We start from the raw sequence: 23,944 nt of genomic DNA, 5'->3' as shown, positions 1-23,944 counted from the left end.
GATAATTCATGCCAACCTATGGGGTTACATAGACTAACCGCTTGGGAGACACGCTGTGACCATACTGCAAACTGAGGGCAAGTCCCTCTCCCCTCTGCTACACCCCTTGGGCAAACCAGGCGGTCGATGGCGTTACGTGCCCTGGGTCAGCCTAGGTAGTCTGGCGATCTTTTGCCCCGCTGCCCTAGCCCAGAGTGCCAATGGGGCCGATCTACAAGTGGCCCTCGATACGCTATGGGTGCTGGTGGCCGGGTTCTTGGTGTTCTTTATGAATGCCGGGTTCTGCATGCTCGAAACTGGGTTTTGCCGCAGCAAAAACGCTGTCAACCTACTGGCCAAAAATCTGATTGTCTTTGGCCTCTCGACGTTGGCCTTTTGGGTGGTGGGCTTTGGCCTCATGTTTGGCGATGGCAACCCTCTGTTTGGCTTCTCTGGGTTTTTGCTGCAAGGGGCCGACAACAGCCCTGCCACCAATGAAAACTATCGAGGCACCTTCAGTGCCCTGAGTTGGGCCGGGGTGCCTCTAAACGCCAAATTTTTCTTTCAGCTAGCCTTTGCGGGTACTGCTGCCACCATCGTGTCGGGGGCCGTCGCTGAGCGCATTAAGTTCTTGGCCTTTTTCATCTTTAGCCTGCTGTTGGTAGGGCTGTCATACCCGATCACTGGCCACTGGATCTGGGGTGGTGGCATGCTGGCTGGGTTGGGTTTCTATGACTTTGCCGGGTCTACGGTGGTGCATTCGGTCGGTGGTTGGGCGGCGCTGATTGGCGCAATTTTGCTAGGGCCACGCCGGGGGCGATTTCAGGCCCGTCCGGTGGCAATGCCGGGGCACAACCTGAGTATTTCGGCCCTGGGCTGCTTGATTTTGTGGCTGGGCTGGTTTGGCTTTAACCCTGGCTCGACTATGGCTGCCGACCCCTTTGCCATTAGTCACATTGTCGTGACCACCAACATTGCGGCCGCCTTAGGCGGTCTGGCTGCTACGGTCACGTCTTGGATTTACCTCAGTAAGCCTGACCTATCAATGATTATCAACGGTGTGCTGGCGGGGCTAGTGTCGGTGACCGCTTCCTGTGCCTACATCACCCTGGGCAGCGCTGCACTGATCGGCGTGGTAGCTGGGGTAATTGTGGTCTTTTCGGTCACTCTGCTCGACGCTCTCAAAATTGATGATCCGGTGGGGGCGATCTCGGTACACCTGGTGTGTGGTCTATGGGGCACCCTGGCCCTGGGGCTGTTTAGTGTTGTCCCCGGCAGCTACCCCTGGTATGACGAAACCTCTGGCCCCTTGGCGGGATTGTTGATGGGGGGCGGTATTCAGCAGCTGCTGGTGCAGCTGGTAGGAATTTTGGCCGTGGGGACGTTTACGGTCACCTTTAGCCTGGTGTGTTGGCTGGTGCTACGGGCTACAGTGGGTATTCGCGTGGCCGAAGCGGAAGAGCTTCAAGGGCTTGACCTGGGAGAACATGCCATGGAGGCCTACCCCGAATTTCAGGTGGGGCCGTAAAAGAAGTTAGGGCGTGGGGAGTAGGGAAATAGTCTAGACAAAGTGGTAGGGGGGCAGGGGTTCGCTGAGCATGATGCTCCAGTGGACAGTCTGCGATCGCAGCGTTTCAACCTGGGCTGGTAAGGTCTGGTCATCTCGATTGACCAACAGGTATAGGCGGGCTTCTCCGGCTGGGCTTTCGGCCTCTAGGTAGTCTGGGTAAAGGCTGTAGAGGTGGTCAAGCACCTGGGCGAGTTCTGTCTGCTGCTGCTCTTGGGCGGCGGCTTGGTCTTCGATGCGCTGTTTCTTAGCCAAAAAATAGTCGCGTCCGGTAAGGCCGACGGTCAAAGGCGGCATCTCAACCTCCTGGGCGATCAGCTTGATCTGATATTCGACTTTGGGAGCCAAAATGTTGAGCTTGGCTCTATAGTCTGCTCCCTGGCTAACCAAATGTGCCTTGAGATGTTCGAGGGAGGCAACCTGGGTGCCAAACCGCAGCGGCAGCAGCGGTGTGTGCTGAAACAGCTCACAGATGACGCGATCGTGGCTGAGAACAGCGTTGAGTAGTCGGGGTTCATCGGTTTGAAGGGCCGCTAGATCAACTCCGGTTTCGACCACGGCGGCCACGCCGTCAACGGCAATCAGTTGGGTGGGCTCGGCCCAACCCAACGGGAGAGCGAGGGGTTGGGAAGGTTCGGGGCAAATGCTATAGAGGTAAATCGGCCCTGAAGTCAGCTCTGGAGACACAATATCAAACGCCCTTTGGATGCGCCAAGGTTCAATTTCACTCTAGGCGATCTGCTCCCCGCTGCGAAGTGAGGGGTTATAAATGCCCCAGATCGCCATAAAACTTAGACCTTATACCAAATCCAAATTACATAACCCCGACTCCCAAACGGCCAAACTGTAGTGCCCATGGCATGCGCCCTGCTGCGGGGGTAGCCAAGTCGAATTTGGTATTAGCCCGACAGTATTGGCCCCAGGACAGTATTGCTCCCAGGGTAGAGGGGGATTCTCTAGGCCGGAGGGTCAGTCTTTAGAAGTTGGTTTGTAGGGTAAAACACCAGTCTAGGGTGAGCTGCCCTGGCTGGCAGCCTGCTTCGGCGTCGAGCCGGTGTAGGTGAATGGGGGTGCCCTGGCGCAGGGCGGCTAGGGCTGGGGTGTAGGCGGTTAAGGCTTGATCAACGAGCGTGGTGAGCTCGGCTATGGTGAGGGGTGCAACCCAAGGGGCATCAGCAATATCTACGGCGGCTTCTGGGGATAGGGCCTGGGGGCTGGTGGGCAGCAGACGCCCCCGGCTAAGGTCAACTAGCCAGCTGTGGTGGGAGGTGGAGAGCCGCATCAGTGGTCGCAGGTAAAGGCTGCCCTGTTGCCAACTGAGGCCAGGGGGCAAGACCTGGGCCGGCACACCGCCCATTAGCTGCATCACCCGTTCTGAACTTTGGGCCAGGTACCAGCGCAGTCGGGGCCACAGGTCGGCGACTAGCACTGGCTCGTGCACAAACGTATGTTTGAATAGCCCGTTGCTTCCCTGCACTAGGTCGGTAGCGACGTAGGTGATACGATTGCAGGCCACTTCGCCTAGGCGCAGGCGATCTGAGGTGGGCTCGATTTCTTTATCTGGAGTTGGCAGTAGCTGGGCCAAGTGCTGAGTTAACACCTGCTGGGCACAGGTGCTGAGGAATGTTTGAATCCAAGCCTCGTCGGTAAAGGTGAGCCAGTCGCCCAAAACCCCAGTGGTGGCGTCGTCGGGGCCTTCGATGAGGGTGCTGGCAAAGTCATCCAGGGTAAACCCAGTGGCGGTGCCCCCCGCGCTCTGCTGCCCCCCGGGCGGTAGGTACAAGGCATTGGGGATAGCGTCACCAGGGTCGTGGTAGGGCTGGGGATGCCCCTGGGGTTCCATTTCTGCCAGGTGCAGGTGCAGGCGCAATGTGCCCCGCTGCCAGGGCTGAAATGGGCGCAGAGCTTCGATCGCACAGCCTTCCTCCAAGAGAGTGGCCAAGCCTGGCTGGGTGTAGGTTAGCAGTTCAGCCACTTGCCCCAGCAGGTCGCTACAAAGCATCGGCTGGCTATCGAGATCATTCTCTAACAGGCGAATTTCAGTGGCCTGGGGCAGGTACAGAGGCGGCCCAGGGTCGGTTTGTGTGACCAGGTCGAGGGCATAGCTGGCTGCCTCCACCGTGAGGGTGAGCACCGGCACGAGGCGCACAATGTGAACTGATCCCTTTGCCTCGGGGCTGTAGATGCGGGCCTGTACCCCTTCAATCAGCCGCATAATTTCGTAGCCACCGCTGGCCAACATCCACAGCAGGTGTGGCACCAAGTCGGGGATGGCCACCAAAATGCAGGGGGCAGTGGCAGTGGCAGAGGCGGCGGCTGTATCTAAGGCGTTGAGTAAATCCCAGGTTTCTTCGCTGAGGTAAGGCGCTAGGTTCTCTGGAGTTTGGAGTAGGTCGGCGGGCCAGCCACCCGTGGGCGATCGCAGGGTCATACTCTGCCCCACCAACTGCCTCACGGCGGCGGCTACGGCTGGCACTTGCCCGAGGGCAGAACGCTCAATGGCCAAAGGAGCCATGCGGCACAGGGTGCTGCCTAGGGTTGAAGCCGTTGCGCCCGGCAGCCCGGCGGAGCCTGGTTGCAACCAGGGGGTGAGAGAACGCACAGCGGATGAAACCATAGCAAAAGCCCGCGCAAGGAACCTCCTTAGAGAATGCCTATTTTTGCGGCAAAAGCCACAGGGCGTTGCAAATTTGTGGGGATCTAGCTGTGGCGATTAATGTTTGGCAATCAATCAGCGTTGGGCTGAGTTGGGTTGAGCTGGCGCAAAGCTGGCGTTGCGTCTACCAGGTGATGTAGGGCAACTGCGCCGCTGTCGCGCGAATGGCGTCGGCATTGGCCACCAGCTGACCGCAGGCATCCCAGGTGCCCGCTAGGAAAGCCTGACGAACGCCCTCGGGCATCGTCACCGCAAACGATTCACCGTCAACGGTAACCTGCTGAGCGGTCAGATCGAGAGTGATCTCAGCCTTGGGGTTAGCCGCTAGCACCGCTTGGGCACGATTGACCACCTCAGTAGTCGCTGTCAGACAGGGGATGCCGATGGCGACACAATTGCCAAAGAAAATTTCTGCAAAGCTCTCCCCTAGCACCGCTCGAACCCCCCAACGACCGATCGCCTGGGGGGCGTGCTCGCGCGATGATCCACAGCCAAAGTTGCGGTTGACGACTAAAATCGTCGCCCCTTGGTATTGGGGTTGATCAAAGGGGTGGGCTCCTTCTAGGGCAGCCCGGTCGTCGGCAAATACCTGTTCGCCTAGGCCGTCGAAGGTGACGCACTTCAGAAACCGCGCCGGAATGATGCGATCGGTATCAATGTCGTTTCCAACGATCGGAATGCCGGTACCGGTAATCTGTTCTATCTGCGTCACTGCGATCGCTCCTTATCCTTGACGAGTAGGCTATCCCTGGGGAAGCCGCTGATGCTGATTACTTGTGCTCATTTATAGTACCGCTTGACCGGCTCCTCACCTAACGTCCCTAGCTCCTGCTCAAAGTACGCTTCAGCGGTAAATCCTGCCCGGCCGTCAGCCGCAGCACGGCTTACCCAAATCCCCTTTTTCCACCGCCGTGAGAGTGGTTGTTAACCTAATCATAAACTTTGGTATCATCCCTAGCCAATGGCAAACGAGGGGAGTATCTTAATAGATAAGGAAGTGAATCACCTAACACAAAAAACGATTTCTTCCCCAGCAGATCGAATAGTTCAGTCCTGTTAAATAGGAGGTACGTTATCGATTTAACGTCTGAATCTATCTCGTCAAATACCAGCAGCACTTTACTCGGTTGTTGATATTTCCTCTCTGTAACTGGTAGAGAGCTCTGTGAGAAATGCCCAGAGACGCTATAAACCCCATGCGATGGTTTCTTTACGACGGCATTTAAACATCTCTATTTAATCGGAACTTGCTTGAGGAAAACTCTCAAGTTAATCAGTCAAAGTGCTGCTGTCTCCGCATCGTTTTCACGGCATATTGTCTAGCAAGACTCGCTCTAAGGCAATCTGTCTCTTACAGGCAAAAAAGTTAAGTTTAGAAACCCCCGACAGATGGACTGCCGGGGGTTTCCCATTAGGCCGTTTGGGCCTGAGTTCTTGAGCGAGTCTATCTTTCCTCCGGCCTTATCCCTCGACGCGATCGCTCCCTGGGCCATGGATGAGTTCTGAAAGCTCGGGCATGACTGTCTCTGCACTGGCCGTGGGGTTTTGCCCGAGCGCTGAAACCGGTTCTTCGATGGGGGCCGGAGCCATCATGTCGTCGGGTAAAAAGATGCGGGCACTTACCGCTAGCATTGCCACCGCAAAGATGAGCACGATGATCAGGGGCGCGATGTAAGACCGAAAGAAGGACATAGGGCCAAGGCGTGTGAAGGGATGTAACCGATACTCTCATCTTACATGGAAGCGAGGGTGCCAGGGGTTAGGCCTTGAGGCAGTCTTGCCCCTGATGCGCCTCAATCATCTAACTCGGGTCTCGACAGTGGTAACCCGGTCTTACCCAGGCGTCGTAGACAGACCCAGCCCACCACGGCTACCACCAGCCAAAACCACCCGGTGAGGGGTTGATAAAGCAAAAAACCGCCGACGCCGAGCATGGCCCCGAGCAAGAGCAGCAGAGCCGATCCGGCTCTGAGCAAATCATGGCCCAGGTCTTGCACAGGCCCCAGACCAGTACGCTGGCGCTGGCGAACCCACCCGGGGCCACCGGGGCGCACCTTGCGGTAGAAGATGTCGAGAGTGTCATCGCTCTCGGGAGGCGTGAGCAGCATCGCCAGTACCCAGATCACGGTAGTAATCGCGGTGGTGACCAGCAGTCGCAGACCAAAGTCAGCGATCGTCAGAATCGGCACGACACTGGTAACTAGCCCCACCACGAACCCGGCTAGCATTGAGGCCAGCTCGGCAGCGGCGTTGATGCGCCACCAGAACCAGCGCAGGATCAGCACCAGCCCCGGCCCGGTGCCGATCGCAATCACCAGGCGAAAGACCGTCGTTACATCCTGGGAGTAGAAGGCCGCGATCGCCCCTAACCCCGTCACTACCACCGAGGCCAGTCGCCCCGCCAGTACTAGCTCGGCCTCGGTAGCACCGGGCCGCATAAAGCGAGCGTATAGGTCATTCGTCAGGTACGATGCCCCCCAGTTGATCAGGGTTGACACTGTGCTCATAAAGGCAGCAATCAGCGACGCGACCACCAGCCCTAGCAGCACTGGTGGCAAAAAGTCGAGCATGAGCATGGGGTAGCCCAGCTCTCGATCGTCTAAGTTGGGATAGATGACGACTGCGGCTAGGGCCACCACAACCCAGGGCCAGGTGCGAATCACGTAGTGCAAGATATTGAAAAACCAGGCCGCTTTCTCGGCCTCAGCCTCGTCTTTAGAGGCCGCCAGCCGCTGAATAAACTCGCCGCCGCCGTCGCTGCGCCGAAAGGCCCACCACTGTAAGGTCACATAGGCCAAAAAGGTGCTGACGGTAATGCCTGCGGTCTCACTCCACTGGTACCAGCCGCCCGGCGATCGCTCCAGGGGCACAAAGGCCAGCAAATCGGTGCCGCCCGTGGCCTTGACCTGCTCGACTAAGCTGCCCATGCCGCCCAGGTTGATTACCGCCGCCGCCGCGACGATGATCGCCCCCAGCAGCGCTAAAAAGAACTGAAAGAAATCGGTGGCTACCACCCCCCACAGGCCCGAAAAACCCGCGTAGAGCAGCACTAGCCCGCTGACCCCAATCACGCTGAGCAACTTTAGGCTTTCCCCAGGTTCAATGCCAAACGATTGCCACAGCCCCAGGGCATCGATCACCTTCACCATGGCCAGCATGGCGTAGCCAATGCCAATGCAGTTGATCGGCACCGCAAATAGAAAGGCTTTGATGCCCCGTAGCCAGGCGGCAGTGGCCCCGCCGTAGCGGAGTTCGGTCAGCTCAGCATCGGTAATAATTTCCGATCGCCGCCACAGCCGAGCAAATACATAGATCATCACCACGTGGGCAATGCCAAAGCTCCACCATTCCCAGTTGCCAGCAATGCCTCGGGTGCCCACTACCCCAGCAATGTATAGCGGGGTGTCAATGGAAAAAGTGGTGGCGGCCATACTGGTGCCCGCTAACCACCAGGGCAGCGATCGCCCCGACACAAAAAACTCTACCAGCCCGCCCGAGGCCCGGCGCGATAGATAGAGGCCCAGGGCCAGGGTAAAGACCAGGTAGACCGCCACAATGGCCCAGTCAATCCAAATCACAGAGGGTACCGTCAGACATCGATGCTATCTTGCCACAATCACTCCAGCTATCCCACAGACCAGCTATCTCACAGAATCGAATCCTTCGTCTTCGGAGATGTGCTGAACCCATAGATACCCACTTTAGAGATCGTCATTTGCAACCCACAAAAGCTGACCTATCATTAGCCCCAAGGGCGCAGTTGGGTATGCTGTCAGAACTAGGGAGCGAAACAGCACCAATCTGCTCAATCTGCAAACACTGTCGGTGGAGGGGAAGCTATGAAATTGCGCTATGTAAGTCTGCTATTGGGGCTAGGGCTGGTGATCGGTACGGTCCCTATGAGGGTTTATGCTCAAACATCTCCAGTTGAGCCCGCTGTCTTAGAGACTGAAGGCATTGAGTCTGAGATCATCGAGCTGCCCGATGCTGTGGCTGACCCCGAAGTTCCCGCTAGTGAAGCGGCTACACCGGGTCTGTCGCCCACTGCGGCCTACAATCTGGGCGTAGAGCGCTACAACAGTGGTAATTACACCGCCGCCCTTGAAGCCTTTGACTTGGCGATCGAAGCAGACCCCGGCTTTGCCAATGCCTATCTCTATCGAGGTTTAATCTACGCCGACCAGGCCGACTACAGCCGGGCCTTAGCCGATCTAAATCGAGCCATTAGCCTTGACCCCAGTAGCGCCAACGCCCTGTTTGCCCGAGGCAGTGTCTACTATCGCCAGGGCGATACAGAGCAAGCCCAAGCAGATTTCAATGCGGCGTTAGAGGTCAACCCTGACTCGGTTGGGGCCTATCTCTATCGTGGGTTAATCGACACCCAGCAGGGTCGCCATGAGCTTGCGATCGAAGACTTTTCGACGGCTATTGAGCTGAACCCCAACAACCCTTCGGCCTATGTGCTGCGTGGTTTCTCCCTGGAGCGGGTGAATAACTACAGCGATGCCATCGCTGACTTTAGCCGTGCCATTGAGCTAAATGGCGATCTGCCCAGGGCCTATATGGGCAGAGGCGTGGCTTACTATCACCTGGGTCTGTTTGATGCTGCCCTCAGCGACCTCAATGAGGCTGTTCGCCGTGACCCTACGTTGTCTAGAGCTTATCTCAATCGTAGCCACGTTTACTTTCGGCAGGGCAGACCCAATCGTGCGCTGCAAGACCTTACCCGCGCCATTGAACTCAGCCCTAATCTGGTTGAAGCGTACATGAGTCGGGGCACCATTCGTGCCAACCAGGGTGATTTGCGCGGGGCCGAGCAAGACTTTGCCCGAGTGCTACAGATTAACCCTGACTCGGCGGTGGCTTATAAGCTCAAAGGCGATGCTCGACTGCAAGCTGGTGACCCCCTAGCGGCTATCAATGACTACAGCGAAGCCGTATTTATCGATCCTAACTACGCTGAAGCCTTCCAGGCAAGAGGCGATGCCCGGATGGCGATGGGTGATATCTTTGGAGCGATCGATGACTATAGCCAGGCTTTGACCATACGCCCGAGCTACCTAGAAGCTTTCTCGGCCAGGGGGGCCGCTTACCTGCAAGCTAACCAGGCGCAAAATGCCTATCAAGACCTGACGCGGGCGATTCAAAGTGCCCCTAACACCCGTAACCCTCAGTTGTTCTACAATCGAGGCGTTGTGCGTGCCCGCCTAGGCGACGATGCTGGTGCCCGTCGTGATTTTGAGCAAGCTGCTCAGCTTTATTTGCAGCAGGGCGAAGCGGCAGGCTATCGGCAGACGCTGAATCAGATGAGTCAGCTCTAAGAAGTCGCGAGAGATAATGGGGAGGTGGCGATCGCCACCTCCCTATTGTTTTGTCTTCATCACCTTCATGCACCACCTCTGGCGCGGTCTTCGGCTTCTACTTTTAGCGATCGTTTTGGCCTGCCTGTTGATGTTGGCCTTGGCTCAGCCAGCCCTGGCGTCTGTACACACCTATCACGAACGGCCAGGGCAAACGACCTATCGCTCTCGCCAGAGCCTGCGCGATCAGACTGATTTGGCTTGGCAGGCTACCGTATTTAAGCGCTACACCGATGGCGGTTTTCAGGGCCTCTATCTGCGGTTGGTGGGGTTTCCGGGGCAGGCGACCATCGACCCTAAGGCCGATCTGGCGATCGCAACCGGTACCACGGCCCAGTGGCAAGTTCATCCCCAACTAGATGAGCAAACCCAAGCGCTGCCAGACAACGTTGCTCAGTACAACATCACTTCTGTGTTAGCCGATCTTCGGGGGCCAATTCCGCTGACGCTGCGGGTTCCCCTACAAGGCGGCAGCACGGCTCGGCTAGTGGCGGCCCCTTACGTGGTCGAGGAATGGCTACAGGTTTATACTATGGCCGAACATCAGCGCCCAGGAGACATCTAAGTCTGTTTTGGTAAAGTGAGGTCGCCTAACCGCTTGCTGGTGGTTTTAAAGAATAAAAAGCCAGGTAAGGCGCTATCACTGAGGAGCGAACCTCCACAATGTCCTGTGGCCCTACCCGGTCTTAGCTTTGGAGCACACGCGAGTCTACAGGATGTCTAAATAATCGGTCATAGGCCAGAAAACGCCAATACATGAAAGTTCTGAAAAGTTCAGGACCTTGTTCAGGTGATGGGGAAACTGGGTCATTTTGGTCGAAAACTAAGGCAAAAGACGTTCTTTTTGGGCGTCGCTCGATCAATTGTTAGAATCTGATTCGCATTCGGGAACTTTCTTTCCGTTTGTTTCGTCGGCTTTGAGACTTCGTTTGAAGCCTGGTTTCACCAGTATTGTATTTACTCTACCCACTTAGGTCTCTTGACCCCTCATGGATGCTAGTCATCGCGGCACGGCTGAGTCACTTCGTTGCGGATTTTCAGGTGCTATAGCCAGAGTCACCTGGGTTAGCACATCCAGAAACCTAAGCACGTTCGAGCGTGCTTAGGGGAAATGTCTTAACCAAACTGGCTACAGCTATATGTCTAGAGGCTAAGCAGACTCCGGCCACAACCCCTAGAGCGCAAACTCCCTGGGGCGCTTTTTTGTAGCCAGTGTTGCGAAAGACTAAGTAACACTACGGTACGTACCAATCCGCAGTGGCGGTGGGCGGGTTGGCTAATTCAGCGAGTTAGGATACTTTTGCTAGTTTCATAATCCAGCAGGTTCATGCTCATTATCTTTTTGATTTTCGTTGTCGGGCTTACTCCAGCCATCATTTCGGCGTGGATGAGTGTTCGGGCTGACCAAAACGAAAAATGCAATGAGCCCTCCATGCTGCCAACGGGGCTGGGGCAGAGCATGTTCAAGCTGCTAGATGGCAATGGTGACATGCACTATGTTGATGGCATGGGCTACATGATTGGCGACATTACCTGCGATCTAAATGCGCGATCGCCCTATTTGCGCTGTGCGATGAATCCCATGGGTCCTTGCGATGGATGTAGCGCCTATGCTCCCAAAGTATTTGACCGACAGGTTTAGGATGTTTGCTCGGTGGCTCTAAGGTCAGGCGATGACCAGACGACAAACGTGAACTAAAGCACCTGGGGCATTTCCCTGGGTGTTTTGGTTTTTGGCACCCCGGGCTCAGGGGCTAAGGCTCGGCTCCTGAGGGGGCGATCGCCCACAGCTCTGGGGGGCTGCGATACAATCATTAAGATAATCCTCTAAACTCCGACCGGAATACCGGGGTTTATGGGAAAATAGCGTGAGTGAATCCTGAGCAACGCTGTTTGCAACCTGTCAAGACGAGATCAAACGGAGATTAGATATGGCGCTTCAACTTGGTGATCAAGTACCTAACTTCACCCAGCAAACCAGCGAGGGTGAGATCGATTTTTACAGCTGGGCTGGCGATAGCTGGGTGGTGCTGTTTTCTCACCCCGCCGACTATACCCCGGTTTGCACCACTGAGCTGGGTAGTGTGGCTCGGCTTAAGCCCGAGTTCGAAAAGCGCAACGCTAAAGTGATTGCCCTCAGCGTAGATAGTGCTGATTCTCACCAGGGCTGGATTGGTGACATCAATGAGACCCAGGGTGTGACCGTCAACTACCCAATCATTGCTGACGACGACAAAAAGGTCTCTGACCTCTATGGCATGATTCACCCCAATGCCAACGCTAAAGTCACCGTGCGCAGTGTGTTTGTGATTGATCCCAGCAAAAAGCTGCGGTTGACCATCACCTATCCGCCGAGCACCGGACGCAACTTTGCCGAGATTCTGCGGGTGATTGATTCGCTGCAGCTGACCGATAACTACAGCGTAGCTACCCCCGTAGATTGGAAAGATGGTGACGATGTGGTCGTAGCCCCCACCATTCCGACCGAAGAAGCTAAGCAGCGCTTTCCTAAGGGTGTGACCGAAATTAAACCCTACCTGCGCATGACTCCTCAGCCCAACAAGTAGGTCTGAGCGGTTACCCACCACACTAGGCGCACTACGGTGCGCCTTTTTTCTGCCCAATTGAGTAGAAAAAAGGCGCGATCGCTGTATTACACTGCCTCTAGAGACGCATTCTAAGTAGGTATATTGTGCTAGACGAACAAGCTAAAAAGACGCTGTTGCGCAAAATTCCCCACGGTCTCTATATCTGTGGCGTCAAGGATGGCGATGACCTCAATGGCTTCACGGCTAGCTGGGTCATGCAGGCATCGTTTCAGCCGCCCCTGGTCGTAAACTGCGTCAAAAATGACTCCGCTTCCCACGCGATGGTCAAAGCTAGCGGGGTGTTTGCCCTCAGCTTTTTAGAGGCTGGGCAGAAAGAGCTGGCCCAAAACTTTTTTAAGCCCCTGCGTCGGGTCGGCAACAAGTTTGAAGACATTGAGTTTTACCCTGGTCCTGAAACGGGTTGCCCCGTGATTAAAGACACCCTAGGCTATGTGGAATGCCGGGTGGTGGGTGCTGTAGAACATGGTGACCACACGGTCTTTGTGGGCGAAGTGGTCGGTGCCGCTATCCACCGCGATGGCGAACCGCTGTTGCTCGAAAGCACTGGGTGGAACTACGGTGGCTAAGGCTGAACTGAACTGAACGACGAACTGCACCACCCGGTATGATGCTGGCTAAAAGAACCCGCTTATCTCGGTTGAGGGAGGGTATGGCCGTGCCTCTACTATTGGTGCTGCTCGGCACTACGGCCTGGGCTCTGCTGACCTCTTACTACGGTTGGCCCATCTATCTGGAGCTGTTTTCCCACTTTCAGCTGCAATATTTTGTCGCTAGCCTAGGATTGCTGGGGCTGTTGTTGCTAACCGGTCGCCAATGGCTAGCCTGGATAGGGCTGGGCTGTTGCGCCATTCTGGCCGTAGTGCAAATCTTGCCCTGGTATTGGCCGGTGGCCACGTTGAGTTCTCAGCCTCAGCCAGCGCTGCGAGTGTTGATGCTGAACCTGCACGTTATGAACGAGCAGGTTGACGAGGTTGTGGCCCTAGTTCGTCAAGAACAGCCCGATGTGGCCTTCTTTATGGAGGTGACCGATACCTGGGCCGATCGGCTAACTGTTCTACAGGATCGGTTGCCCTATAGCTCCAGGGGGGCAAGGGTCGAAAATTCTGAGCTTTTGTTGCTTAGCCGCTTGGAGCTGAACGATCTGGAGGTTGTGCAGTTTTCTCGCTATGCGGCCCCTAGTCTAATCACGACTCTTGATGTGGCGGGGCGATCGCTGACGCTGTTGGCCACCCACCTTAAGGTTCCTGTGCGTCGTCAGTCGTTTCAGTGGCGCAACCAGCAGCTAGAGGCTATGGCTACCTACCTTCAAACGGTCTCCTCACCGGTCTTGACCATTGGTGACTTTAATCTTTCTATGTGGTCGCCCTACTACAGACGGTTTGTGCAACACACGGGGCTGATCAACGCCCGCCGAGGATTTGGGATTTTGCCCTCTTGGCCGACTCCGGGGCCTTACCCTCAACGGCCCAAGGCAGCGGCCCTGCTGCTGGCAATTCCGATCGATCAGTGTTTGGTGAGCCCAGGGGTGCAGACGGTCAATATCCGCACTGGCCCTGCGGTGGGCTCAGATCATCGTCCGGTGGTGGTCGATTTAGCCTTGGAGCAGGCAGCAAACCCCTAAAATAGGGTTGGTGCCTTTTGACGCTGCGATCGCTATGCCCCTGCTTAAAATTCAAACCTCTATACCTTCCCCCGATCCTGCCCAGGTAGAAGGGCTGTTGAAAGAACTGTCCGCCAGCCTCGCCAGCCATCTGGGTAAGCCCGAATCTTACGTGATGACGGCGTTTGAGGCCAATGTGCCCATGACTTTTGGCGGCACCACCGACCCCGTGTGTTATGTCGAAATCAAAAGTGTTGGCACCATGGGTGAGGCTAAGACCCGCGCCATGAGCCAAGCGTTTTGTGCTCAGCTCGAAACTGCTCTCGGAGTGCCCAAAAACCGTATTTATATTGAGTTTGCCGATGCCGCCGGGGCGATGTGGGGCTGGAACGGCGGTACCTTTGGCTAATGGTCTTTCAGATCGGCTGCTGTCAGTCCTTAGGGCCGCCCCTTAAAAGGGAACATCCCGATCAGGATGAGATGGCTGTTTAGCGGCTGCATCGGAAGGTTTTAGCGGAATCTTGTCTATACCTAAGCTGGGATCATCGTCTACATCAACGACCTGGCCATTGAAAAAATGGGCAAAGTTTTTCACAGCTCGGTCAAAATCGCTGGCGATCGCGGGTAGACCAGACGGCTCGGCTGGAGCAGGCGGCGGCGGGCTGATCGGCACGACTGAATCCGTTTCCAACGGTTTAGGGGTAGGGCTGACAACTGATGGCGCGATCGGCGGTGCGATCGGTGGCGGGGCAGGGCGATACTCGGTAACCTGGCTCGTTGCCTGGGAAATATTTGGGGCTGGTGCCTCAGGCTTTGGGTCGGGCAGTACCTCTAGCGAGACCTGCACTTTCTGCCCTAGCACTTGCTGAAAGGCCGCTTCAATGTTTTCGACGCGGCCCTGGGCCATCTTAAATAAGGGTTTAGAACTAATGCCCACGCGGGCTACCACCCCGTCAAAAAACAGCAAACTGCCCTGTTGCTGCATCAGGGCGCGCGTGCCAAGGGGCTCTAGGGTGGCAATCACCCGCAACCAAAGACCGGCCAAATCACCAGCATCTGGAGGAGCGAGTTCGCTGGGTGGCGGCGGTGCTGGAGGTTCTGCTGGGGTGGGGGGAACCCCATGGCTAGCTGGAGATGAGGGTTGATCGACCGGCGGGGCCGCCGATGGTGGTGGTTGGGGAATTCCCTGGGGCGGCGGGGCTGTTGGGGGGGCTGGTTGAGGCAGAATTTGGGAGAGGGGGGCCGGAGCGATCGCCCCGGCTTGCCCTGCTAAGGTTGAAGGCAACAACCCTAGCAGCGTTACCTCTAGCCACAGCCGGGGCTGAGTGGTGTTTTTGACCTGTACCTCGGCACTACGCAGGTGCTGCTGCCCCAACAGCAAAATTTTGGTCTCTAGGCTCGCCACTAGGGTTTGCATCTCGGCCCAGGTGGGGGGCGTAATGGCGACTAAATCGTGGCGATCGCCTGCCATTTGGGCAATCAGCAGATCCCGATAAAACCCCGCCAAATTTTGCAGCACAATCAGCGGCTCTCGGCCCCGATCCATCAGCTTGCGGGCTACATCCAGCACCGCCGTGCTGTTGTCGCTGAGAATGGCTTGTACCAAGGCCAGCAGATCGCGCTCGGGCACCGCCCCCACCAGATCCCATACGGCGTCAGCGGCAATGGGTGGTTCCAGCAAACTGAGCTGATCGAGCAAACTCTGGGCATCGCGCAGCCCCCCCTGGGAAACCTGGGCTACTAACCGCAGAGCTTCGTCATTGATGGCGATCGCTTCTTTGTCAGCAATGGTTCGCAGATGGGCAATCATCGGCTCTAGGGGAATGCGCCGATAGTCAAATTTTTGGCAGCGAGAAATAATCGTCGGCAGCACCCGCTGGGGGTCGGTGGTGGCGAGGATGAACACCACATTGCTGGGCGGCTCCTCCAAAGTTTTTAGCAGCGCATTAAAGGCCGCAGTGCTCAACATGTGGCACTCGTCGATCACGTAGACTTTGTACCGGCACTGCACTGGGGCAAACTGAGCGCGTTCGATCAACTCGCGAATGTTATCGACGCCCGTGTTGCTGGCGGCGTCGATTTCAATAAAGTCGAGGGCCGAACCGTTAGTAATCGAGCGACAGGTCTCGCAGATGCCGCAAGGTTCTGGGGTGGGATGATCTTGGGCAATGCAGTTGAGCGACTTGGCCAAAATGCGGGCGCTAGACGTTTTGCCCGTACCCCGAGGGCCACAGAACAGGTAGGCGGGGGCAATGCGCCGCTGGGTGAGGGCATTGGCCAGGGTAGTGGCGATCGCCGCTTGCCCCACCAGAGCGCTAAAGGTCTGGGGGCGATACTTGTGGTGCAAGGGTTCGTAGGCCATAGTACTAAGATACCGCGCCCAAACCCCTCTCTGGTCCTCTGCTCGGGTCTTCTTCTCAGGTCGCCTAGGAGATGACTCACCTCTAGGTCATCCCCAGGTCAGGTCAACTGGCGGGGTGCCAGTGCTCTGGAAAATCAATGATGAGGGTTTCCCTCTCAGAGATAGGGCATTGGGCCGTTTTGCCGCGATTCGGACACAGGGTGGCCTGGCTTTTCTGGGCTAGTACCTTGACCTGGTCGATAGCCGTTGCAATATCCTGGCGGCGCTGGCGATCGCTGCGGGGATAAGGGAGCTGAGGCGGCACGCAGTTTAACAACTCTGGCTCGTCCAGGTCTGGATGGGGGGAATATCCCTGAAAATAAGCCATTGCCAGCTGTCGAAAGAGCCCCTTCAAGTGCTGGGGCAACTCTTGTTCGACCTGGGTTGGTTTCTCAAGTAAGTCGACGAGTTGCCCCATAGCGTGGGCAATCAGCCGGTTGTCTTGACTGCTCGTGGGGTAAATATCTTTAAGATCTAGCCAACAGGCCTCAAAGGCTTTCAGTTCTCGTAGCATCATGGGGTTAACTCACCGTTAGGGTAGCCGTGACGACGAGTAGGTGCACCCTGCCCATGACCATATCTATAACGTCCGTAGAGGACAGTCTGGTCTTATGGTTAGAATGCCCCCTTGGAGCAATAAACCCTCCATGGCTAAATCCGCGCTTTAAAGGATTTCTCACAGTAAATGGCAATCATCGAAAAAATTTACACCGATGGCGCTTGCTCCGGTAACCCTGGCCCTGGAGGTTGGGGAACGGTGCTTTACCTGACCGATGGCACCGTGCACGAACTGGGCGGCGGCGAGGCCCAGACCACCAACAACCGTATGGAAATGCAGGCGGCGATCGCCGGGCTTACCCTACTGCGCGATCGCGGCCAAACCGAAGCAGTCACCATTCATACCGATAGTGAATACGTTCTGAAGGGCATTACCCAATGGATTGCCGGTTGGAAGCGTCGAGGCTGGGTCAATTCAGCTAAAAAGCCGGTACTCAACCGCGATCTGTGGGAAGCGCTAGACGCCGTTACCACCGAGGTCAACCAGAGTCTCGATCGGCCCTTAAAGTGGGTGTACGTGCGCGGCCATTCTGGCGATGTGGGCAACGAGCGCTGTGACACTATTGCCCGAGCCTTTGCAGCGAAACGGGCGATCGCTCTGGCGACGGCGTTACCCTAACGACCAGTCTCCCCCATGCCTTTTAGCCGCTGGGGGCACAGGTCGATAGTATGAGTACAGAATTGATTGACTCAATATATATAGAGTGCTGTCTTCAGCGAGGAATGCCGTGCTGCTGTCCAAAGGGTTTGAAATTGAGATCTATACCGGCACTCCGGCAGGAGAGATTATTGGTCTCTCCGATCGCATTGTGGCCGACTTAAATGGCTTTGTGCGTGAGCCCGACAGCCGTAACGTCGAATACACCACCCCGCCCCTGTGCCAGTACGAGAAACTCCTGTGCGAACTGGTGCGCCCGCGCCATGCCCTGCGTCAATATCTGAAGGGGCTGGGCGACTATACCCTAATCCCCGGCAGCACCTTAGCCCTAGGCGAAACCGATCGCTTCTTTCGCTCGGATCCCAGTAACCCCTACCACACCTACATCGAACAGACCTACGGCACCACCGTGGTCACCGCCAGCGTACATATCAACATTGGCATTTCAGACCCAGAGTTGCTGATGCGAGCCTGCCGTCTAGTGCGGGTCGAAGCCCCTCTGTACCTAGCGCTGACCGCCGCCTCGCCGTTTTTGGGTGGTCACATCACCGGTTCCCATTCCAGTCGTTGGCAGGTGTTTCCCAAAACCCCCGCCTACGTTCCCCTATTTGCCAGCCATGCCCACCACATTCAGTGGATGGAAGAGCAGCTAGCGACCGGCACCATGCAAAATGTGCGCCACCTGTGGTCGTCGGTACGGCCCAACGGCGATCGTCGTCCCTACAATCTCAATCGTCTAGAGTTGCGCATCTGTGATCTGATCAGCGACCCGGTGGCGCTGCTTGCCGTCACCGCTCTGCTCGAAGCCCGGCTGATTCAACTCATCCAAAACCCAGATCTCGATCCCCTGATTCTGAGCGATTTTCCGACCAACAGCCGAAACCACGATCTGGCGGCCCTGAGCGATGCTAACGAAAGTGCGGTGGCCAAACACAGCCTCGATGCCGAACTGCACCACTGGCAAGACAATCGCTCTATCTTGGCGCGAGAATGGATCCAACAGCTCTATGATGAGGTATGGCCCTACGCCAAAGCTAACGGCCTGAGCTGCTTTCTTAGCCCCGTCAAAAAGATTTTACGGGAAGGCAACGAGGCCCAGCGCTGGCTGCGTCAGTACGAAGCCGGGCAATCGGTGCAGCAGGTGGTCGAGAAGGCGATCGCAGAGGTCGCTGCTAGCGAGGCCATACTCACCCGTGAGCTGTGCGAACCCTGTGCTGCTTAGGCCAATTTAGCCGGCTGCTCAGGGCCAAGATGGTACGTTTTTTCTTATAGGGGCAATAAGAAAAGCTTCTTGTATAAGCCGTGATTTCCGCTCTACGATTATTTTTTGTCGAGGGTAGAACTACGGAAGGAAGTATTAATAAAATCTATATCCCCTAGACATTTCTGCCATTGTTCCGGATCGGTGTTGTAGCACCCCCGCTGAGTCCACTGTTCTGACCCTGATTCCTATGCCTGCTATTGTTCTTGTCAATCCCCAAATCCCTCCCAATACGGGGAATATAGCTCGTACCTGTGCCGCCACGGCAACCCCTCTGCACCTGGTTGCCCCGATAGGGTTTGACCTCAGCGATCGCGCCCTGAAGCGGGCTGGTTTAGACTACTGGCCCCATGTTGATCTCACCCTGCACCCCGATTGGGAAACTTTTCACCACCAGCAGCGTCTAAGCGGTGGGCGCACCATCGGCTTTAGTACCTCTGGGCGATGTAGCTATACAGATTTGACCTATCACCCCAATGATTGGCTACTGTTTGGCAGCGAAACCGAGGGGTTACCCAAAGCCGTGCTTGCGGCCTGTGATGAAACGGCTTATATCCCCATGAATCGCACTGTTGTTCGCAGTCTCAATCTTTCTGTGAGTGCTGCCATTGGGCTGTTTGAGGCCCTACGTCAACTGGGTACACTCAACTAGCCATAACCTCCAAGGCTTAAGCCAAACGGGCTAGGCACATTTTATGGCGATGGAGTAATGGGTTCACCTACCTGAGCCTCCTCAGATTGTCCTGCTGCCCGGGGTGTAGTCTCCTAGATGTCTGTATTGAAATCGTGAAATTTAGTCTGATCCAGAGAATATTTAGCTAGAAAAGTCCGCATTCAAAATAAGTAGTTGTCGAGGATACAAAATTTAGTCAGACCCGATAAGAAATTCATATGGCATTACCTAAAGTCTCCATCCTAGGGTCTTAGCTGCCATCAAGGGGCTTAATTGAGACCCGCTGCTAAAGCCGCGATCGAGTTGATAGAGAAAGGTTTTGCGGCTATTCGAAGCTCAGATTTCTACCTTCGGCCGCAGGTTGATGCACATCCTAGGGGGCTAGACGAGATGAAAGTTATACGCTTGCCAAATACTTTTTTTTAAGGTTAAACGTTTATGTTGTGCTCACTTAGTTCCCGACCACGAGCCTAGTGTTCAGGGAAGTGACAGAGAACCGCTAAGTATTGCTTTCCGTGTTAACTCATGTAAACTTGCTTAGGTTGCCAAAGCGGGGTATTGTTACCTAGCCAAGGCGTGATTCTGTCGATCCGTTGTTGTTCTGTTGCTGACAGCTTGCTCTACGGCTTTAGTGAACTGGTTTTGATATCCGCTCCTAGTGGTATCGCCAGGGCTTGAGTCCAAAGAGATTTTCATGTTGTTAAGCGCTGGTTTACAGGAGGTCGTTCCTTGAAACGCGTAGTTCCCAAAGAGTCTGAAGTTGATTGCCAAGTTTCTGATTTGAATGGCTCTCAGCCTGAGACTTCAGGAGGTTATCGTCGAGTTCAAACCTCGGCAGCCATGTTGGGTCTAGCCCTAACATTTGGTGCTTCCGCTCCATTGCTCACTGAGCCCGAGCTTGCCCTCGCTGCCGATGGCTCTACCCTGACTGTTTTGCCCGCCGCAAGCCGTAAAGAGGCTGACACCCTAAAAACAGCACCCTCTCCAGCTGTTGGCTCGTCTGCTTACCACACCGTTGAGCCGGGTGAGAGTCTTTGGCAAATTGCCGCTCAGCACGAAGCCGATGTTCAAGCGATTAAAGCTGCCAACGGTATTGCTAGCGATGAAGTTTTACGGGCAGGTCAGGTAATTCGGGTGCCTGCAGTGGGCCTGGCTAACCTGGTTATTGAGTCTGATAGTCCTCGATTGGCGCTCAAGGGTACTGCGACTGGCGGAGTTGGCGGTGATATGGTGGCAGCCGCTGGCTTGCTGCCCAACCGAGGATTTCGATCTGTTGATGATCTCAAAGCAATTGGTGAATTGGAGGCTCCGCTTACTGCTGAGGAGCTGGAAGCGCTAGCTGAGGCTGAACTGGCTGAGGCCGAACTGGCTGAGGCTGAATTGGCCGAAGCGGCGTCCGAGAGCTTGGACATTGAGGCGAATGCGGTGACTGGGGCTGAGGTTCAGCCTGCCGTAACTCAACTGGCTGCTGTGCCAACGACTAAGGTCTCTGACCCGGTAGATTGGTCAGTTTCTGAGGTCGAGAACGCCAAAGTTGACACTCAAGCGGTTGCTCGGACTCAGGATGAGGTAGCTGCCACCGCTCCGGCATCGGAAGCATCTGTTGTTCTCGCCAATAGTTTGCCTCTACACACCGAAAGAGAGCGTCCTGTGGCGGCAGTGGTTCCAACCCCGGTGCCTGCGGTAGACTCGCCCGCAGCAGAGATTTCTCCGGTAGAAGCCACTGAAACCTCTAGCAGTAAAAAAGATTTGGTAGCAGCGGCCTTACCCCTGCGGCCAGTTACTCCCAGCACCAGCCTTGAAGCAGAGATGGTCACGTCTTATCAGGTCAAGCCTGGTGACACCCTCTGGTCCATCGCTTCTCGCAATGGCGTAACTCTAGAAGACCTACTCAGCCACAATGGCGGTGTGACCCGGCCTGAGTCTCTAGCGGTGGGCGATCGCCTAGCTTTGCCGGTAGCTTCAGCAGCAGTCGATGTCTCTGAAGTGAGTGAGCCAACCGCGTTGCCCACAAGCAGCTTGGCTACGGCTTCCCCAACTCGAGAAGAGGTGATTCAAAACCATCTGGCCCGCATTCGTGAATCTAACAGCGCCTTAGTCGATCGCGAGCAACTCAATGCCCGGATTCGAGAAGCGCGGCTTGAACTCGAGCGCAGCCGGAATGGTGAGGCTGGTGAGTCGGTGGATGCTGCTCCAGTGTCTTTGGAGTACTACACCCCTGAGCCGCCTGAATTGGCAACTACTGGTCTAGGTGGTTCTGAACCTACTAGCGAAACTGCACTTATGGTACGGGAAGGAGCTCAGACTGCCACCACCCAGTGGACAGTTACTGATGCGGCACCCGTCGCTGAATTGGCCCAGAGTGAGCCTCAGCAGGTGGCGACGCTGAATTCTGAAGCTGAACGGGCGGCTGAGGCGTCGGCACAGCTAGAAACAGTAACGCCTTCAAGTCAGCTGTTAGCTGCGGCTCCGTTAGGAGCTGATGCCTACCAGGTGTTACCCAATTTGCCTGTGGGGCAGACCGTCTCTCCCAACATGCCGATGCTACCGGGAGCGAACGAGTTCCTACCCGAAGCGCCGACTCTGTCGAATGGCTTTATTTGGCCTACTCAAGGTACGTTTACATCGGGTTATGGATGGCGCTGGGGCCGCATGCACCGAGGTATTGATATTGCTGGTCCGGTGGGTACGCCCATCGTGGCATCGGCCGCTGGTACCGTGGTGCGTTCTGGCTGGAACTCCGGCGGCTACGGTAACCTAGTGGATATTCGCCACCCCGATGGCAGCATGACCCGCTACGCTCACAACAGCCGTCTACTGGTGCGCCAGGGCGAACAGGTGCGCCAAGGTCAGCAAATTGCTGAGATGGGCAGCACGGGCTACAGCACCGGCCCCCACCTACACTTTGAGGTACACCTGCCCAGCAGTGGCACCGTCAACCCCATGGCCTTCCTGCCTGGGCGCTAGGCGCTGTTCATGAGTTAGCAAGGTGATGAGTTAGCTTAGGAAGGCGACCACTTGGTCGCCTTCTTTGTTTTGCCGTCTCGCGTTTGCGGTGTCTAGCCTGGTTGGGGTTAACGCTGCTGGAGAAAGCTTTAATTTATTGTTTCTGACTTGGTATGTGCTCGGTTCTGTGATAAATTTATTAACCGTTGGTTGATTGATCAAGCACTGATTTGTCTGCCAATATTTACCTGTGGCTCAGTAGCTCAGTGGTAGAGCAGGGGACTCATAAGCCCTTGGTCGCGTGTTCAAATCACGCCTGAGCCATTTTTAATCGCTTTGGATTGTGGGTGACTCATCGCAGGCTTAGGCTGTGATGTTGATTCTGTTGAAGCGATCGCATCCTCATCCCCGGTCGAACCTAGGTACTATGATGGTATTGCGCGCCATGGGGCAAATCCTTGAGGGAGTAAGGGCATGACTGATACGAGGGAAGGCTGTTTACGGGTAGGCCAAAATGCCCCTGACTTTAGCGCTACCGCCGTTGTCGATCAAAACTTCAAAATCGTTAAGCTATCGGACTACCGGGGAAAGTATGTAGTCCTATTTTTTTATCCCCTCGATTTCACGTTTGTTTGCCCGACTGAGATTGCCGCTTTTAGCGATCGCTACAGTGAGTTCGAAGCTCTCAATGCTGAGATCCTTGGCATTTCGGTAGACAGTGAGTTTGCCCACCTAGCCTGGATTCAAACCGAGCGTAAGCTGGGCGGGGTGGGGGATCTGAACTATCCCCTGGTATCGGATATTAAAAAAGACATCAGCGCTGCCTACAATGTGCTTGATCCTGAAAGCGGCGTAGCCCTGCGTGGGTTGTTTATCATTGACCGTGATGGGGTGTTGCAACACGCCACGATCAACAACCTAGCCTTTGGTCGCAAGGTTGATGAGACCTTGAGGGTGCTGCAGGCTATTCAGCATGTGCAAGAAAACCCTGATGAGGTTTGCCCGGTAGACTGGCAGCCCGGCAGTAAAACCATGACCCCCGACCCAGTCAAAGCGCGGGAATTCTTTGCCCAGGTTTAGGCTGCCTGGGGGCCTCTGTAAATAGACGTTGCTCAGCCTTCGCTTTGCTCCCCGATGACCTTGACTTCCCCACCGCTGCCCCCTGCTCCCTACTGGCGCTATTGGGTGCCTCGACCACCGCGCTTTGCCCTGCCCCTAGGGCAGATTCCCCCTGACTTTGCCCTGTGGGATGTCACCCACCAGCGAACGGTGCGTCTGGCTAACTGGCGCGGCAAGCAGCCTGTAGTTCTGATTTTTGGTCGCATCCTAGCTGAGCTAGCCTATAGCCCTCAGCGCTACTTAGATCTGGTGGCCATCAACCAGGCCTACCCTCAGTTCCGCAACGCTGGAGCCGAGGTCTTGGTGATTACCGCCACGGTCCGACGCCAAGGCCAGGCCGTCGTTGATGATCTAAAGCTGACCCTACCCCTGCTGAGCAACGAGACTGGGGCAACCTTTCGCGCTTACCACACGGGCCAGGCTCTTGGGGCACCGCTACCCGCTCAGTTTGTGATCGATGCCCAGGGCCGTCTGCGTTACAGCCATCTCTGCTCGCTGCTGCATCCCAATGCCTCGCCAGAACGATTGCTGACGGTCTTAGAGACGCTCTAGGGTTT

21 protein-coding genes and 1 tRNA gene are annotated in these 23,944 nt (G+C 55.9%); 15 read left to right on the top strand and 7 right to left on the bottom strand.

Going from position 1 to position 23,944, the window contains the following annotated elements:
- Window positions 1–55 precede the first annotated feature (55 nt).
- On the top strand, window positions 56–1,507 hold the full coding sequence (locus RRF56_RS14280) for an ammonium transporter (protein WP_317038312.1): 1,452 nt from the start codon (window positions 56–58) through the stop codon (window positions 1,505–1,507).
- Window positions 1,508–1,540: 33 nt separating this feature from the next.
- Here RRF56_RS14280 and RRF56_RS14275 read toward each other — a convergent pair whose 3' ends face one another.
- From RRF56_RS14275 to RRF56_RS14255, 5 genes are all read right to left on the bottom strand, one after another.
- Window positions 1,541–2,233: a GvpL/GvpF family gas vesicle protein gene (locus tag RRF56_RS14275; protein WP_317038311.1), complete on the bottom strand. Its 693-nt coding sequence runs from the start codon at window positions 2,231–2,233 to the stop codon at window positions 1,541–1,543.
- 289 nt (window positions 2,234–2,522) lie between these two features.
- Window positions 2,523–4,163 carry a hypothetical protein gene (locus RRF56_RS14270; protein WP_317038310.1) on the bottom strand — a complete coding sequence of 547 codons (1,641 nt, stop codon included), beginning with the start codon at window positions 4,161–4,163 and terminating at the stop codon, window positions 2,523–2,525.
- Between the two features lie 163 nt (window positions 4,164–4,326).
- The gene (gene leuD, locus RRF56_RS14265) at window positions 4,327–4,914 is read right to left on the bottom strand and encodes a 3-isopropylmalate dehydratase small subunit (protein WP_317038309.1); all 588 of its coding nucleotides are present in this window, start codon (window positions 4,912–4,914) and stop codon (window positions 4,327–4,329) included.
- Between the two features lie 749 nt (window positions 4,915–5,663).
- Window positions 5,664–5,894, bottom strand: a complete 231-nt coding sequence (locus tag RRF56_RS14260) for a hypothetical protein (RefSeq protein ID WP_317038308.1) — start codon at window positions 5,892–5,894, stop codon at window positions 5,664–5,666.
- Between the two features lie 101 nt (window positions 5,895–5,995).
- Complete coding sequence (locus tag RRF56_RS14255) at window positions 5,996–7,780, bottom strand: sodium:solute symporter family protein (protein WP_317038307.1); 1,785 nt, start codon at window positions 7,778–7,780, stop codon at window positions 5,996–5,998.
- A gap of 261 nt (window positions 7,781–8,041) precedes the next feature.
- Between RRF56_RS14255 and RRF56_RS14250 the strand changes: the two genes are divergently transcribed.
- The 7 genes from RRF56_RS14250 (at window position 8,042) to RRF56_RS14220 (ending at window position 14,180) form a co-directional block, all read left to right on the top strand.
- Window positions 8,042–9,523: a tetratricopeptide repeat protein gene (locus RRF56_RS14250; RefSeq protein WP_317038306.1), complete on the top strand. Its 1,482-nt coding sequence runs from the start codon at window positions 8,042–8,044 to the stop codon at window positions 9,521–9,523.
- 67 nt (window positions 9,524–9,590) lie between these two features.
- Complete coding sequence (locus tag RRF56_RS14245) at window positions 9,591–10,127, top strand: DUF3122 domain-containing protein (protein WP_317038305.1); 537 nt, start codon at window positions 9,591–9,593, stop codon at window positions 10,125–10,127.
- A 762-nt stretch (window positions 10,128–10,889) separates the two neighbouring features.
- Complete coding sequence (locus tag RRF56_RS14240; RefSeq protein WP_317038304.1) at window positions 10,890–11,204, top strand: DUF6464 family protein; 315 nt, start codon at window positions 10,890–10,892, stop codon at window positions 11,202–11,204.
- A gap of 289 nt (window positions 11,205–11,493) precedes the next feature.
- The gene (locus tag RRF56_RS14235; RefSeq protein WP_317038303.1) at window positions 11,494–12,129 is read left to right on the top strand and encodes a peroxiredoxin; all 636 of its coding nucleotides are present in this window, start codon (window positions 11,494–11,496) and stop codon (window positions 12,127–12,129) included.
- 125 nt (window positions 12,130–12,254) lie between these two features.
- Window positions 12,255–12,737 carry a flavin reductase family protein gene (locus tag RRF56_RS14230; protein WP_317038302.1) on the top strand — a complete coding sequence of 161 codons (483 nt, stop codon included), beginning with the start codon at window positions 12,255–12,257 and terminating at the stop codon, window positions 12,735–12,737.
- A gap of 89 nt (window positions 12,738–12,826) precedes the next feature.
- Window positions 12,827–13,792, top strand: coding sequence for an endonuclease/exonuclease/phosphatase family protein (locus RRF56_RS14225; protein WP_317038301.1), 966 nt, complete (start codon window positions 12,827–12,829; stop codon window positions 13,790–13,792).
- A gap of 34 nt (window positions 13,793–13,826) precedes the next feature.
- On the top strand, window positions 13,827–14,180 hold the full coding sequence (locus tag RRF56_RS14220; RefSeq protein ID WP_410510609.1) for a phenylpyruvate tautomerase MIF-related protein: 354 nt from the start codon (window positions 13,827–13,829) through the stop codon (window positions 14,178–14,180).
- Window positions 14,181–14,222: 42 nt separating this feature from the next.
- Here the strand turns inward: RRF56_RS14220 and RRF56_RS14215 are convergent, their stop codons facing one another.
- Both RRF56_RS14215 and RRF56_RS14210 read right to left on the bottom strand, forming a co-directional pair.
- A complete protein-coding gene (locus RRF56_RS14215) occupies window positions 14,223–16,133 on the bottom strand; it encodes a DNA polymerase III subunit gamma/tau (protein WP_317038299.1) in 1,911 nt (636 codons plus the stop codon).
- Window positions 16,134–16,236: 103 nt separating this feature from the next.
- Window positions 16,237–16,689, bottom strand: coding sequence for a hypothetical protein (locus RRF56_RS14210; RefSeq protein WP_317038298.1), 453 nt, complete (start codon window positions 16,687–16,689; stop codon window positions 16,237–16,239).
- Between the two features lie 168 nt (window positions 16,690–16,857).
- On the opposite strand from RRF56_RS14210, the gene rnhA reads away from it, so the two are divergent.
- The 7 genes from rnhA (at window position 16,858) to RRF56_RS14175 (ending at window position 23,939) form a co-directional block, all read left to right on the top strand.
- Entirely contained in the window at window positions 16,858–17,349 is a 492-nt protein-coding gene (rnhA, locus tag RRF56_RS14205; protein ID WP_317038297.1) for a ribonuclease HI, read from the top strand.
- A 109-nt stretch (window positions 17,350–17,458) separates the two neighbouring features.
- Complete coding sequence (gshA, locus tag RRF56_RS14200) at window positions 17,459–18,610, top strand: glutamate--cysteine ligase (protein WP_317038296.1); 1,152 nt, start codon at window positions 17,459–17,461, stop codon at window positions 18,608–18,610.
- 229 nt (window positions 18,611–18,839) lie between these two features.
- On the top strand, window positions 18,840–19,301 hold the full coding sequence (locus RRF56_RS14195) for a tRNA (cytidine(34)-2'-O)-methyltransferase (protein ID WP_317038295.1): 462 nt from the start codon (window positions 18,840–18,842) through the stop codon (window positions 19,299–19,301).
- A gap of 900 nt (window positions 19,302–20,201) precedes the next feature.
- Window positions 20,202–22,289 (top strand): peptidoglycan DD-metalloendopeptidase family protein, encoded by a 2,088-nt coding sequence (locus tag RRF56_RS14190; protein ID WP_317038294.1) that lies wholly within the window; start codon window positions 20,202–20,204, stop codon window positions 22,287–22,289.
- 231 nt (window positions 22,290–22,520) lie between these two features.
- Window positions 22,521–22,592: transfer RNA gene (locus RRF56_RS14185), tRNA-Met, on the top strand.
- A 150-nt stretch (window positions 22,593–22,742) separates the two neighbouring features.
- Window positions 22,743–23,348, top strand: a complete 606-nt coding sequence (locus tag RRF56_RS14180; protein ID WP_317038293.1) for a peroxiredoxin — start codon at window positions 22,743–22,745, stop codon at window positions 23,346–23,348.
- A gap of 54 nt (window positions 23,349–23,402) precedes the next feature.
- Window positions 23,403–23,939: a peroxiredoxin family protein gene (locus tag RRF56_RS14175; RefSeq protein WP_317038292.1), complete on the top strand. Its 537-nt coding sequence runs from the start codon at window positions 23,403–23,405 to the stop codon at window positions 23,937–23,939.
- Window positions 23,940–23,944: the final 5 nt, after the last annotated feature.

This window comes from Nodosilinea sp. E11 (assembly GCF_032813545.1).
In the GTDB taxonomy this organism is placed as follows: Bacteria; Cyanobacteriota; Cyanobacteriia; order Phormidesmidales; family Phormidesmidaceae; genus Nodosilinea.
Note: the sequence above shows the minus strand (reverse complement) of the source record. Positions and strands in the feature narration are given on the sequence as shown.